This window comes from Billgrantia montanilacus, assembly GCF_003336675.1.
GTDB classification, from domain to species: Bacteria; Pseudomonadota; Gammaproteobacteria; order Pseudomonadales; family Halomonadaceae; genus Halomonas; species Halomonas montanilacus.
In genome coordinates this window covers 291649-304906 of the sequence record NZ_QPII01000002.1, presented here as the reverse complement: position 1 = coordinate 304906, position 13258 = coordinate 291649, and the positions used below count along the sequence as shown (strand labels likewise).

Below are 13258 nucleotides of genomic sequence, written 5' to 3'. Positions count from 1 at the left end.
TTTTCAGGCCAGGTTGGGCGCCATTGAGACTCGCCTTGCAGAGCGGAGTTCACCAAGGGTGGCGCAGGGGGCGTTAACAGATTAACTCACGTCTATATGGCATTTGAACCGTAGAGGGCCTGGCCGGCTGCGTTCGTTTGTCGCACTGGCGATTCGTCATGCCACTGGCCCGGGGTGCGGCCGAGCTGGATTGGATGCCGATAACGACACGGGCCGCCTGGTGGGCGGCCCGTGGCATCATGCTGGACGAGAAGCGGAATCAGGCTTTTTCGTAGGCTGCCACGGATTTTTCAATGGCCTTGCGCGCGGCATCGGCACCTTCCCAGGACTCCACCTTCACCCATTTGCCCTTCTCGAGATCCTTGTAGTTCTCGAAGAAGTGGGCGATCTGCTGACGCAACAGCTCGGGCAGGTCGGTGACCTCATGCACGTCGTCATACAGTGTGCTCAGCTTGGCGTGGGGCACGCAGACGAGCTTGGCATCCTCGCCGGCTTCATCGGTCATGTTCAGGATGCCTACTGGCCGGGCACGGATGATGCTGCCTGCCTGGACCGGAACGGGAGTGACCACCAGGGCGTCAAGTGGGTCGCCATCGTCGGCCAGGGTGTGGGGGATGAAACCGTAGTTGGCCGGGTAGAACATCGGGGTGGCCATGAAGCGATCCACCAGCAGGGTGCCCATTTCCTTGTCGATCTCGTACTTGACCGGAGCATGGTGGGCAGGAATCTCGATCGCCACATAGACATCATTGGGGAGATCTTTGCCGGCAGGGATGTTATCGAAGTTCATCGTCGCTTCCTTGGTTTGGCGGAAATGCTTTGGCGAAAATGCGGGTGGCCTGAAATGCGGCAAATTATACGGAGCCGGGCTGGGGATTATCAATGCGACATAGGTGATGAGTCGGCTTTTTGTCACCGGCTTGGGCTTTGGTTGACAGGCTTGGGTCTTGGCAAGCGTGTATGATGTCCTGCGCAAGTAGCAGTAGACAGGCCGATCGACGGCAGCACCTGGCAACACATAGCGCAAGCGGCAATCGTGAGGAGCGTGCCTTGGTATCTTCCCAGCTGTCATTGAATGTCGGTCAGGCCTTCGTGGCCCCGGACCGCCGTCGCCACCGCAGCTCCATGTCGGTTCGGATCCCCGACGAGGCTGCTCAGCTCGCAGCGAAGGGAGCCTGCGCCCTGATCAGCGATACCAGCTCGCGCAACGCCATTGCCAAGCAGGCGGGTGACCTCAGCGTGCGTGGCTTTCTTGCCGACTATTTTTCCACCCCCGATCACTGGGATGTGAAGACCTCAGCGACACGCGTGCTGCGTGCCCTCAATGGCTGGTGCTATAGCCAGAGCACCTTCGTCGAGGGCGGTAGCTATGTCTCGTCCCTCTCCGCCATGGTCTTCCAGTCTCGCGAGGCCCACCTCTTTCACATGGGCGACACCCTGGTCTTTCGCCTGCGCGGAGCGGAATTCGAGCAGCTGTCGCGGGATCACATCACCGATCTGGGCGGGTATCGTTATCCGTCCCGTGCGCTGGGGTTGGATGGCAGCATCGATATCGATTACCTGCAACTCCCCCTAAAGCAGGGCGATATCTTTCTGTTCACGACTCAGGCGGTACGGGGCACGTTGATGCCGTCGGACTATGTCCAGCTGATACGCCAGGATGCCAGTGACCTCGATGCCGCCTGCGAACGGCTGGCCAGCGCGGCGAGTGACCGCGCCCAGTCTCGGGGCTACGGCGCCGATCAATTCTGTTTTCAACTGGTGCGCATTGACCAGCTGCCGGATGAGGGCCGCGACCACCCTGGCCGCATCTATGGGGACCTGCCGATCCCTCCGGAGCTTTCGCCCGGCGAGCGCATTGATGGTTTGGAAGTGCAGGAGGTGCTGTCGCGCACCGCCCAGTCGCGTGTCTATCGGGTGCGTGATACGCGAACCGAGCGTGAGATGGTAATGAAGGCCCCAAGCCCGGAGCTCTCCACCCGCAACGCCTACCTCGAACACTTCCTGCTGCAGCAGTGGGTGGTTGAGCGGGTCAAGTCGCCCTTCGTGGCTCGCGTCATGGAGCCTTCCCGACCGCGCCGGTATCTCTATTACCTGATGGTCTACGTGGACGGCATGACCCTGGCCGACTGGGCCAGGCGCCATCCCCAGGCCAGCCTGGCGCAGCGGCTGGACATGGCGGTTCAACTGGGCAAAGCCGTACAGGCGCTCCACCATCGCGATCTACTGCATCAGCGCATTCATCCTGAGAACGTTCTCATTGATGTCCATGGCCAGGTCGTGCTGACCGATTTCAGTGCCTGCCACATGCGTGATCTGGAGGGGCATCGTCGCTCCCGCGAGCTGGCCCGCCAGCTCGGACTCAGCGAACACAACGCCCCTGAATATGCACTCGGTGATAGCGTAGGCCGGCGCAGTGACCAGTACTCGCTGGCATCCACCGTCTATTGGCTGTTGACCGACAAGTTGCCCTATGAGCTGCCACCGAACCAGCTGCGGGGGCACACCGACCTCGAGCAATTGAGCTATCGCAGTGCCCGACTGTTCAATCCCGAGGTCACGCTGGAATTGGACGATACCCTGCGCCGGGCGCTGGACCCGCAGCGCCCGCTGCGTTTCCGGCGCATGTCGGAGTTTCTCTATGCATTGCGGCATCAGGACGGCCGGGGGAAGACGGTGGTGAAACCTTCTCGCCTGCTGCGCGAGCCGGCCAATTTCTGGCAGGGTATCGCCGGGATCCTGCTGCTGCTGCTGGTACTGTCCTGGTTACTGCGATAAGAGTGACAGAGACATGTCCTGAACGGTTTGAGAGAGGGGGTACGTACCGGATCAGGGCTGGCCGTCCCTGGCCAGGACCGGTGCTCAGAGCTTGAATTCCTTCAGCTTGCGCTCGACCTTGGCGAGCTTGAGGCGGGCGACCTTGGGCAGGCCGTTCTCGTAGGGCGGGTAATCCTCGCCCTGGATCAGTGGTGACAGGTATTGACGGCAGGCTTCAGTGATACCGAAGCCGTCCTCGCGGATGTATTCGGCGGGCATGAATTTCTCTCGGTTGGCCACCTCGGCCAGCGGTGCCGCTTCGATGCGCCACTCGTAGGGCGTCTCGCTGACCCGCTTGATGGCCGGCATCATCGAGTTCTTGCCTTCGATGGCCAGCTCCACCGCCTTCTGCCCGACCGCATAGGCCTGTTCGACGTCGGTCTTCGAGGCCAGGTGGCGGGCGGCGCGCTGCAGGTAGTCGGCCACGGCCCAGTGGTATTTGTAGCCCAGGTCCTGCTTGACCATGCCTGCCAGGGTGGGTGCCACGCCGCCCAGCTGGCGATGGCCGAAGGCATCGGTGTTGCCCGAATCAGCCAGGAAGGTGCCATCCTCGTAGCGTGCGCCCTCGGAGACCACGATCACGCAGTAGCCATACTTCTGGACTGCCTCTTCCACCCGGGCCATGACCCGAGCGCGATCGAAGGCAACTTCGGGAAAGATCACCAGGTGGGGGGGCTCGCCTTCACCGTTCCCCGCAAGTGCTCCAGCGGCGGCGATCCAGCCGGCATGGCGACCCATGACCTCGAGCACGAAGACCTTGGTCGAGGTGGCGCACATGGAAGCGATATCCAGCGAGGCCTCGAGTGTGGAAGTGGCGATGTACTTGGCCACGCTGCCGAAACCCGGTGAGTTGTCGGTGATCGGCAGGTCGTTGTCGACGGTCTTGGGCACATGAATCGCGGTCAAGGGATAGCCGAGCTTTTCGGAGAGCTGGGACACCTTGAGACAGGTGTCGGCGCTGTCGCCGCCGCCGTTGTAGAAGAAGTAGCGGATGTCGTGGGCGCGGAAGACCTCGATCAGGCGCTCATACTGGGCGCGGTGCGACTCGATGTCCTTGAGCTTGTAGCGACAGGAGCCGAAGGCCCCGCCGGGCGTATGACGCAGCGCAGTGATGGTTTCGTCGCTTTCCTGGCTGACGTCGATCAGGTCTTCGGTCAGGGCGCCGATGATGCCATTGTGTCCGGCATAGACCTTGCCGATGCGGTCGGAGTGACGCTTGCAGGCTTCAATCACTCCGCATGCGCTGGCATTGATCACGGCGGTGACACCGCCAGACTGGGCATAGAAGGCGTTATGCTGGGCCATGGGGCTTGCTTGCTCCTGATCACGTGCGGGGGAATGGTCCGTTTCATGCTTCACGAAAAGGCGCATTATTCTAGTTGAAAGTCGACGTGGCTGCACGCCGCTGGAGGCGTATCGTCGGGCCGTGATAGTCTGCCGACTCTTCTGCATAGGGCCTTGGCGCCCGTTTCCCTGTCGATAAGGTCGGATTCTGATGCACCTGCATATTCTCGGCATCTGTGGCACATTCATGGGCAGTCTGGCGCTATTGGCACGCGAGCTGGGTTTCCAGGTCAGCGGTTCGGATGCCGATGTCTATCCGCCCATGAGCACCCAACTGGAGGAGGCCGGCATCGCGCTGCGCGAGGGGTATGCCGTGGCCAATCTCGTCCCTCGCCCGGACCTGGTGATCGTCGGCAATGCGCTCTCCCGCGGCAACCTCGAGGTGGAGGCGGTGTTGAACCAGGGGCTACCCTACGTGTCAGGCCCCCAGTGGCTGGCGGAACATGTCCTGCCGGGGCGGCGGGTCATCGCCGTAGCCGGCACTCATGGCAAGACCACCACGGCGAGCCTGTTGGCCTGGCTGCTGGAGTCTGCCGGCCTTGCGCCAGGCTTCCTGATCGGAGGGGTGCCTCGCAACTTCGGTATCTCTGCTCGCCTTGGGGCGGCGGAAGCCCCCTTCGTGGTCGAGGCCGACGAGTACGATACGGCCTTCTTCGACAAGCGCTCCAAGTTCGTTCATTACCGCCCGGAGATCGCGATCCTCGGTAATCTGGAATTCGACCATGCGGATATCTTTGCCGACCTCGCCGCCATCGAACGCCAGTTCCATCATCTGGTGAGAACCGTTCCCGGCCGCGGAAAGCTGCTGGTGGCCGATGATGAACCGGCCCTCGATCGCGTTCTTGCCCAGGGATGCTGGACGCCCGTCGAACGACTGGGCGGTGCACCCTCGAGCCCATGGCGGTTCGCGCTGGAGCGCGATGATGCGAGTCGCTTTCGGGTGATTCACCAGCAGGCGGAAGTCGATGAGGATGCGGTGGTCGACTGGCCGTTGACGGGTACCCATAACGCACGCAATGCCCTGGCGGCTCTGGCGGCGGCCCATGCGTGCGGCATCGACCTGGCCCGGGGCTGTGCGGCGCTGGCACGCTTCGAGACGCCGCGGCGGCGCCAGGAGGTGCGTGGCGAGGTGGCCGGCATCCAGGTCATCGATGACTTCGCCCACCACCCCACGGCGATCGCGACAACGCTCGAAGGTCTCCGTGCCGCCACGACACGGGGGCGGCTGCTGGCGGTGATCGAGCCGCGTTCCAATACCATGCGTCTGGGCACCTTGAGTGCCCGGCTGGCGGCGAGCGTCGCCGCCGCCGACCAGAGCTTCTGGTATCAGCCTGCCGGGCTTGACTGGTCTCTGGAGTCGGTGTTGTCGGCCATTCCCCAGCCGGCTCGGCTGGTCTCGGATATCGATGCGCTGGTTGCTGAGCTGGTCGCCGAGGCCAGGCCGCTGGACCGTATCGTGGTGATGTCCAACGGCGGGTTCGGCGGCATCCATGAGAAGCTGCTGTCGGCCCTGGAGGTGGCGCATGGCTGAGGCGGTATCGGATAAGGGCTTCAAGGCGCCGGTCACCGTCGCCATCACAGGGGCTTCGGGGGCCCAGTACGGACTGCGCCTGATCGAGGTGCTGGTCGCGGCTGAGCATGAGGTGTGGGTGATGGTGTCCAAGGCGGCGCATCTGGTCATCGCCACCGAGACCGAACGGGAACTGCCGGCGAGGCCCGAACGTCTGGTTCAGGCGTTGGCCGAGCTTACCGCCGCGGCGCCGGGCCAGATTCGCTGCTTTGGGCGCGAGGACTGGCTGGCCCCGGTGGCCTCCGGCTCAGGTGCCCCGTCGGCCATGGTGATCTGCCCCTGTTCCACCGGGACGCTATCGGCAGTGGCGACCGGTGCCAGCAACAATCTGATCGAGCGGGCCGCGGACGTTGCCCTTAAGGAGCGCCGACGCCTGATACTGGTGCCCCGTGAGACCCCGCTGTCGGCGATCCATCTCGAGCACATGCTGGCTTTGTCCCGGCTAGGTGCGGTGATCCTGCCCGCCGCGCCAGGGTTCTACCATCGACCCCAAGGGGTCGGCGACTTGATCGACTTCATCGTCGCCCGAATTCTCAATCAGCTCGAGATCGAGCATCGCCTGATGCCCCGCTGGGGGGCGTCGGAAGGCGGAGAGAGCGGTGGAGAGAACGCTTGATCAAGCTATCGATCCTGTCGGTCTTCATTCCGACCTTCCTTTTCGTCTCTCTGACGCCGGGCATGTGCATGACGCTGTCGATGGTGCTGGGCATGACCCAGGGCGTGAGGCGCACCCTGTGGATGATGGCCGGCGAGCTGGTGGGCGTGGGGCTGGTGGCCTTTGCCGCTGGTGCCGGTGTCGCCACGCTGATGCTGCGCCAGCCGGAGCTCTTTGCCCTGTTCAAATGGGTCGGGGGTGTCTATCTGGGCTATCTGGGTGTGATGATGTGGCGTTCTCGGGGTCGCATGGCGATTCCTCTCGAAAACGTCGACCTGCCGCCGGCCTCACGCGGCCAGTTGGCGCTGCAGGGGTTCGTCACCGCGGTGGCCAACCCCAAGGGCTGGGCCTTCTTCGTGGCGTTGCTGCCCCCCTTTCTGGATGCCTCTCGCGCATTGCCGGGCCAGCTGGCTGTGCTGATCACGCTGATTCTGACGATCGAATTCCTCTGCCTGCTGCTCTATGCCGCCGGCGGGCGAAGCCTGCGACGCCTGCTCGGCGAGAGCGGCAATGTGAGGCTGCTCAATCGAATCGCCGGTTCGCTGATGGTCGGGGTGGGGCTGTGGCTGGCACTGGGCTGAGCTGAGCAATGAATGAGCGAAGCATGAGCCGTGCCGCCACCGGGCAGCACCTATACCGGTGGCAGCCAGGCCACCCGGGCCCCGATCAGGACCAGCGACGCTGCGGTCAGCGAGATCCAGGGGCAGGGCGCCAGGGTCGGGCGGGGCCTGCGCTGCCAAGAGAGTCGGACGAGCGCGCAGACCACCAGTCCCAGCAGTGCACCGCCGATCAGGTCGCTGAGCCAGTGTACGCCGATGGTGAGACGAGACAGGGCCATCGGGAGCGTCAGTGCAATGGCGACCCAGTAGGCCCAGAAGCGCCGCTGGTGCGGCAATTCCTGAGCCAGGAAGGCGGCGGCCAAGCCATATAGCACCACGGCGGAGGAGGCGTGGGCGCTGGGGTAGGCCAGCGAGCCGGTGAGATAGTCGGGGGAATCCGGTCGCGATCTGCCAATGATCGCTTTCCCCAGGGTGTTGAGCAGGGCGATGGCACCTAGGCCGGCGGCGAAATGGGTGAGAGCCGCCAGGTGTCGCCTCGCCAGTAGCCAGAGCCCCCAGGGGATGACCAGAGCCAGAATGCCGTACATGTCACCGATGCGCGCCAACAGTTGCCCGGCAGCGGGCAGGGCCGGAACCACCAGGTTGTCGAACAGGGCGTGCACCTTGAGATCAAGCTCGAAGGGGCCGCGCTGGCGTATCACGGCGATGGTAAGGCCAGAGAGCCCTGCTAGTGAGAAGATCAGCAGCAACCAGCTTGCCAGCGGGATTTCGCTGCGGCCACGCCAGCTGTGCGTCAGCCACAGTCGTCGCATTACCGGATGGCGTCTAGCCCCGCTTGCCAGCAGGCGGTAGAGTCGGCCGCGGCGGCTGAACTGCTGGCGTAGCCAGGAGAAAGTGACCGCCAGTGCCACCACCATCAGTGTCAGGGCGATCAGCAAGCCACCCAGGCCGGGGGGCAGGCCGAGGAGTTGTTGCCAGGTCTGGCCCAGCAGGTAGCCGGGCAGGACATAGGCGGGCGCCCATAGGGCCGCCGAGGCGACGTTGGCCCAGACGAAGGCCCGCGGCGACATGTGCAGCATGCCGGCAATCAGCGGTATCACCGGACGTACCGGACCGACAAATCGTCCGAAGAACACTGAAAGGCTGCCGTAGCGCTGGAAGAAACGGGCGCCTCGTGCCAGCCACTCCGGGTGGCGCGAGAAGGGCCAGAGTCGCGTGACCCGCTCCCGCTGGGTATAGCCCAGGACGAAGCTCAATCCGTCGCCGATGACCGCGCCGGAAAAGGCCGCCAGCAGAATGGCCGTGATGGCCAGGTCCTGGTGCCCTGCCAGCGACGCAGCGGCGGTAATCAGGATCACGCCGGGGAGTATCAGGCCCACCAGCGCCAGGGACTCGAGCAAGGCGATCAGGCCAATGAGGAAGAGCAGCATTCCCGGCGAAGGGGCGAGCTGATAAAGGGTCTCGGTCAGGCTCAAGCATCGGCTCCTTTAGGGCAACGGCATGCGTCATTGCTCAGTGAGTCGTCGGGTCATTGTCAGCAAGCGTTGTTCGAACCGCTGCCATGATTCACCGGCGAAGCGCTGGCAGAGCACGGTGGGCGCGCGAAGTGGCCCGGTGTCCACCAGTACCGTGCGGTCGATGGCCTGCTCGATTCGCTGCTGGACCATCTGGGCACCGCTCTCGCTGGTATCGGGCAACACCAGCCAGAAGGTAGCTGGGCCATGGCGTCCCAGGAAGTCATGCCGTCGGGAGCAACGATTGACCTCCCAACAGAGTGCGTCCAGTAGCGATTGGCGTGCCCGGCTGCCGAACTGCTCGCTGGCCATCTCCAGCTGAGGCAGGTGAATGGCCAGAACGGCAAGCGGTTGGTGAAGCAGTTCGGTGCGCTGGTATTCACTGGCGAGGAGTTCGTCCAGGGTATCCTTGGCCAGCGCGTTGCACTGCGGGTCCCTGGGATCGGTGGCCTTCAGCAAGGCATGCTGGCGACTCTGCTCCCAGGGCGCCAGCGCTGCAACGACCATCAGCGCGAGGTAACCCAGGACCAGCTCGCCATCGAGATGACCATCGTCGACCAACACCAGCCAGACCGGTGCCAACAGGATGTTGAGCAGTATGGCTGGGGGCAGAGGCACCAGCAGTAGCGTCAGCAGGGGGGCCAGGCCCGCCCAGAAGGGGGCGGCGCTATCGAGCTGCGGCAGCTCGAGCGCCAACATCAGGTAGCCAGCAATCAGCACCAGATAGGCCGAGAGACGCGCCTTGTTGGCCAGTGCGAGACGCAGCAGCGTGGCGACCAGTATCAGCAGGGCCAGGATGGCAGGGATCAGGATGCGGTCGTAGTCGCCCATCAGGTAATGCCACAAGGCATAGCCGCCCAGCAGCAGGGAACCGGCGGCATAGGCAATGGCAATCCGGGTTGACGACCACTTGCTCTCATCTTCCATGGTCGGGCTCCGGGTCGATCGCAAGGACGCTGTCCTGCTTGTCGAATCGAGCCAGTTGCTCGTCGAGAGAACCGGCGACTTCGAGGAAGGTGAACCTTGCCTTCACCGGGGCTCGCAAGCCGTCGAGGAGTTCCTGGCGACGGGAACTGGCCTGCTCCGGGTCCCGGCTGAGCAGAAGGGCGGCCAGCGTACGCTGGTTGAGCCGGTAGCAGGTTTCGAAATCGTGCGTGTGTCGACACAGGTCCTGAGCCAGCGGCCAAAGCAGGTGGCGAGATGTGCCGAGCAGCAGCAATTCACCATGCACCCCTTCACGGCGGCAACGTGCTCGTTCACGGCGCAGGTCGGTGGCCAACTGGTGCGCGGTCCATAGCGGAAGGCCGGGAGCCAGGCGGACGCGTTGGCGTGAGGCGTGTCGCAGCGGCTGGAGCTGAAGATTGCGAGCCAGCCCGAGCAGCATCAGAGTCAGCAGGAGAAGCCCCGAAAAGAGGGCCTGCTCGAAGCCGAGTATGTCGATGAGTGACCACCAGGCAAGGCTGGCCAGCACGAAGGTGAAGCCCAACATCCACCCCGGTTGAGGCAGCATCAACAGGGCCGGCCAGCTCCAGATCCATAACGCGTGGCGCTCGGGGTCGGTCCACAGCAGGCCAGCGAGCAGGAGGCCGGGAAGCAGCTGCCAGGGGACAGTGGCGGGGCGTCGATGACTGAATTCGAGCAGGGTTGCCGTGACGGCCAGCCAGGCAACAGCCAGCCATAACAGCAAGGTACTGGCGAAGAGTTCCGTCTGGTAGGCCAGCAGTGCCAGCAGCATCGCAGCGGCCAGCAGGTTCAGGCGCATCAGCCCAACTTTGTACTTGCTTTGCATGGTGCCTTACTATCTATGGTGATCGACACGACGTCGCGCCAGTATAACGTCCACAGCCCATCTGAGGCTGTAGCTCAGGAGATATTGATACCGCATGTCCGCTCACGCCTCACGAACCGCATCCTCCGCCGAACAGGCCGTCGGCGATGTCGATGCCTACATGGCTAGCCTGGGCCTGGCCGCCCGTGCCGCCGCCAGCCAGATGCGCCGCGCTGTCACTGCCGACAAGAACGGCGCCCTGCGGGCCATGGCCGACCATCTTCGGCGTCATCGTGGCGAAATACTCGCCGCCAACGAAAGAGACCTTGCCCGGGGCCGCGACAGCGGACTCGATGCCGCCCTGCTTGACCGCCTGGCGCTCGATGATGGACGACTCGACGCCATGGTGGAAGGCCTGCTGCAGGTTGCAGCCCTGCCCGACCCGGTGGGTGAGATCGATGGCATGAGGATGCGTCCCAGCGGCATCCAGGTCGGCCAGATGAGAGTGCCGATCGGTGTCATCGGCATCATCTACGAGTCGCGGCCCAATGTGACCCTCGAGGCTGCCAGTCTGTGTCTCAAGTCCGGCAATGCCTGCATACTGCGTGGCGGCTCGGAGGCTCGTGATTCCAATGCTGCCATTTCGACCTGCATCCGCGAGGGCTTGCGCGATGTCGGGCTGCCCGAAAGCGCGGTGCAGGTAGTGGCGACCACGGATCGTGCGGCCGTTGGGCGCTTGATTGCCATGCCGGAGTACGTGGACGTGATCATTCCCCGCGGGGGGAAGTCGCTGATCGAGCGTATCACCCGGGAGGCGCGTGTGCCGGTGATCAAGCACCTGGACGGCGTCTGCCATGTCTATATCGACGCCACCGCCGATCCGGAAAAGGCCCTGGCCATCGCGATCAATGCCAAGACCCAGCGCTACGGTACCTGCAATACCATGGAAACGCTGCTGGTCGATGCGCCGCTGGCCGAATCGCTGTTGCCTCGGTTGGCGGCGGCCTATGCCGAGCATGGGGTCGAGCTGCGTGGCTGTGAGCGGACCTGCCGTATGCTGAGGGACGCCACTCCCGCCAGCGAGGCGGACTGGGAAGCCGAGTACCTGGCGCCGGTGTTGGCGATTCGCGTGGTCGACGGCATGGACGCCGCGATCGCGCATATCGAACGCTACGGCTCTCACCATACCGACGCCATTGTCACCGAGCACTATGGCCTGGCCCGGCGCTTCATGACCGAGGTCGATTCCAGTTCGGTGATGGTCAATGCCTCGACCCGCTTCGCTGACGGCTTCGAATATGGCCTTGGGGCGGAAATCGGGGTTTCCACTGACAAGCTGCATGCCCGTGGCCCGGTAGGCCTCGAAGGCCTCACCACGCGCAAGTACGTGGTGCTGGGCGACGGTCAGGTAAGAGGGTGAAACGGTCACGCCAAAGGGGACCGGCAGGCCGAGAGGGCGCCGGCGGGTCCAGGCCGCAGCGTATCGCCATGCTGGGAGGAACCTTCGACCCGGTGCACCTGGGCCATTTGCGCAGCGCCGTCGAGTTGCAAGAATGCCTGATGCTGGACCGGGTGCACATGGTGCCTGCCAGCATGCCGCCGCTGCGTGATGAACCCTCGGTGCCGCCAGAAGAGCGCCTCGCGCTGCTGAGGCTCGGCATCGGCCAGACCCCGGGCCTGACGGCCGATGCCCGTGAGCTCGAGCGCCACGGGCCCTCCTATAGTGCCGATACCCTGGCCAGCCTGCGGGAGGAGTACGGCGCCGAAGCGAGGCTGGTGATGGCATTGGGGCACGACGCCTTCCTTCGCCTGGTGGAATGGCGAACGCCGGAACGCCTCTTCGAACTGGCCCATCTGGTGGTGATCGATCGCCCCGATCACGATGCCCCCTTGCCCGATGCCCTGGTAGAACTGATCCACCGGCGGGAGGTCGATTGTAGCGAGGCACTCTTTCAAGAACCTGCGGGAAGCTTGTTGCGCCTGGCGCTGCCGACGCGAATGGCGATCTCGGCTACCGAGGTGCGCCGTCGTCTCCTCGAAGGTAGCAGTATCCGCTACCTGCTCCCCGAGGCCGTGGAGGCGCGAATTCAAGAAAGAGCACTATATCGGCGTCATTGAACGCTGCCAGGGGACGCGCAAGACGCTACAATGGGCATCGACCAAGACTTCCCGTTGACGAGGGGCTATGCACAACGATTCGCTCAAGACATTGGTGGTAGATGCACTGGAAGATCTCAAGGCCAAGGACGTGGCCATGCTGGACGTATCGCGACTCACCAGCGTGACCGACCTGATGATAGTGGCTAGCGGTACTTCCACCCGGCACGTGGCAGCGCTGGCCAACCATGTTGTCGAGCAGTCCAAGGCGGGAGGCCATCCGCCCTTGGGTGTGGAGGGGCAGGCCGGCTCCGACTGGGTACTTGTGGACCTTGGTGACCTGGTCGTGCATGTCATGCTTCCCGAAACCCGGCAGCTCTACGACCTTGAGCGCCTCTGGGCAGACCTGCCAAGCGACATCGAGCTCAAAGAGGAGCGCGGCGGCGCATGAGGATCCGCCTACTGGCGGTGGGTACCCGCATGCCTGCCTGGGTCCATACAGGCATAGAAGAGTATCGCAAACGATTGCCTCGGGACTTTGCCCTTGAAATCGAGGAGATCGCTCCGGGGCAGCGGGGCAAGAATGCTGATGTGGCTCGCGCCGTTGCCCTCGAGGCGCAGCGCATCCGCGAACGCCTGCGGGGGGATGAACTCACGGTGGCACTGGAAGTCGAAGGCCAGGCCTGGAATACCGAGCGCCTGGCCCGCGAAGGCGAGGCTTGGCGCCTGGAGGGCCGCGACGTGGTGCTCATGGTGGGGGGCCCCGATGGCCTCTCCCCGGAGCTCTCCGCCAGCGCCGACCGACGATGGTCGCTGTCGCCGCTGACCTTGCCGCATCCGCTGGTCAGGGTGATCCTGGCCGAACAACTCTATCGTGCCTGGACCTTGATGGTGGGGCATCCCTATCACCGCTGATCGGCGGGTCCCCCAGAA

The 13258-nt window shown here is 64.0% G+C and carries 13 protein-coding genes; 8 read left to right on the top strand and 5 right to left on the bottom strand.

Translation table 11 applies throughout. From position 1 onward, the window contains the following. Positions 1–259: 259 nt before the first annotated feature. Positions 260–790, bottom strand: coding sequence for an inorganic diphosphatase (gene ppa, locus DU505_RS04010; protein ID WP_114477703.1), 531 nt, complete (start codon positions 788–790; stop codon positions 260–262). 335 nt (positions 791–1125) lie between these two features. On the opposite strand from ppa, the gene DU505_RS04005 reads away from it, so the two are divergent. Then, on the top strand, positions 1126–2778 hold the full coding sequence (locus DU505_RS04005; RefSeq protein ID WP_422666998.1) for a bifunctional protein-serine/threonine kinase/phosphatase: 1653 nt from the start codon (positions 1126–1128) through the stop codon (positions 2776–2778). Positions 2779–2862: 84 nt separating this feature from the next. Here DU505_RS04005 and DU505_RS04000 read toward each other — a convergent pair whose 3' ends face one another. Further along, positions 2863–4122: a 6-phosphofructokinase gene (locus tag DU505_RS04000; RefSeq protein WP_114477701.1), complete on the bottom strand. Its 1260-nt coding sequence runs from the start codon at positions 4120–4122 to the stop codon at positions 2863–2865. Between the two features lie 190 nt (positions 4123–4312). On the opposite strand from DU505_RS04000, the gene mpl reads away from it, so the two are divergent. Genes mpl through DU505_RS03985 form a run of 3 tightly spaced genes read left to right on the top strand, consistent with a single transcriptional unit; the run spans position 4313 to position 6967 of the window. Next, positions 4313–5692, top strand: coding sequence for a UDP-N-acetylmuramate:L-alanyl-gamma-D-glutamyl-meso-diaminopimelate ligase (gene mpl, locus DU505_RS03995; protein WP_114477700.1), 1380 nt, complete (start codon positions 4313–4315; stop codon positions 5690–5692). Then, positions 5685–6347, top strand: a complete 663-nt coding sequence (locus tag DU505_RS03990; protein WP_114477699.1) for a flavin prenyltransferase UbiX — start codon at positions 5685–5687, stop codon at positions 6345–6347. Before mpl ends, DU505_RS03990 begins: the two co-directional genes overlap by 8 nt. Beyond that, the gene (locus DU505_RS03985) at positions 6344–6967 is read left to right on the top strand and encodes a LysE family translocator (RefSeq protein ID WP_181872724.1); all 624 of its coding nucleotides are present in this window, start codon (positions 6344–6346) and stop codon (positions 6965–6967) included. The genes DU505_RS03990 and DU505_RS03985 overlap by 4 nt, the downstream gene beginning before the upstream one ends. A 50-nt stretch (positions 6968–7017) precedes the next feature. Here the strand turns inward: DU505_RS03985 and DU505_RS03980 are convergent, their stop codons facing one another. From DU505_RS03980 to DU505_RS03970, 3 genes are read right to left on the bottom strand one after another with little or no spacing between them, the layout of a single operon-like run. Next, the gene (locus DU505_RS03980; protein WP_114477698.1) at positions 7018–8421 is read right to left on the bottom strand and encodes a bifunctional DedA family/phosphatase PAP2 family protein; all 1404 of its coding nucleotides are present in this window, start codon (positions 8419–8421) and stop codon (positions 7018–7020) included. Between the two features lie 30 nt (positions 8422–8451). Beyond that, positions 8452–9387, bottom strand: coding sequence for a diguanylate cyclase domain-containing protein (locus DU505_RS03975; protein ID WP_114477697.1), 936 nt, complete (start codon positions 9385–9387; stop codon positions 8452–8454). Next, the gene (locus tag DU505_RS03970; RefSeq protein ID WP_114477696.1) at positions 9377–10249 is read right to left on the bottom strand and encodes a hypothetical protein; all 873 of its coding nucleotides are present in this window, start codon (positions 10247–10249) and stop codon (positions 9377–9379) included. The genes DU505_RS03975 and DU505_RS03970 overlap by 11 nt, the downstream gene beginning before the upstream one ends. A gap of 94 nt (positions 10250–10343) precedes the next feature. On the opposite strand from DU505_RS03970, the gene DU505_RS03965 reads away from it, so the two are divergent. The 4 genes from DU505_RS03965 (at position 10344) to rlmH (ending at position 13240) form a co-directional block, all read left to right on the top strand. Beyond that, a complete protein-coding gene (locus tag DU505_RS03965; RefSeq protein ID WP_114477695.1) occupies positions 10344–11648 on the top strand; it encodes a glutamate-5-semialdehyde dehydrogenase in 1305 nt (434 codons plus the stop codon). 68 nt (positions 11649–11716) lie between these two features. Then, positions 11717–12346 carry a nicotinate-nucleotide adenylyltransferase gene (gene nadD / locus DU505_RS03960; RefSeq protein ID WP_114477694.1) on the top strand — a complete coding sequence of 210 codons (630 nt, stop codon included), beginning with the start codon at positions 11717–11719 and terminating at the stop codon, positions 12344–12346. A gap of 67 nt (positions 12347–12413) precedes the next feature. Next, positions 12414–12776, top strand: a complete 363-nt coding sequence (gene rsfS, locus DU505_RS03955; protein WP_114477693.1) for a ribosome silencing factor — start codon at positions 12414–12416, stop codon at positions 12774–12776. Next, positions 12773–13240: a 23S rRNA (pseudouridine(1915)-N(3))-methyltransferase RlmH gene (gene rlmH, locus DU505_RS03950; protein ID WP_114477692.1), complete on the top strand. Its 468-nt coding sequence runs from the start codon at positions 12773–12775 to the stop codon at positions 13238–13240. Before rsfS ends, rlmH begins: the two co-directional genes overlap by 4 nt. Positions 13241–13258 lie beyond the last annotated feature (18 nt).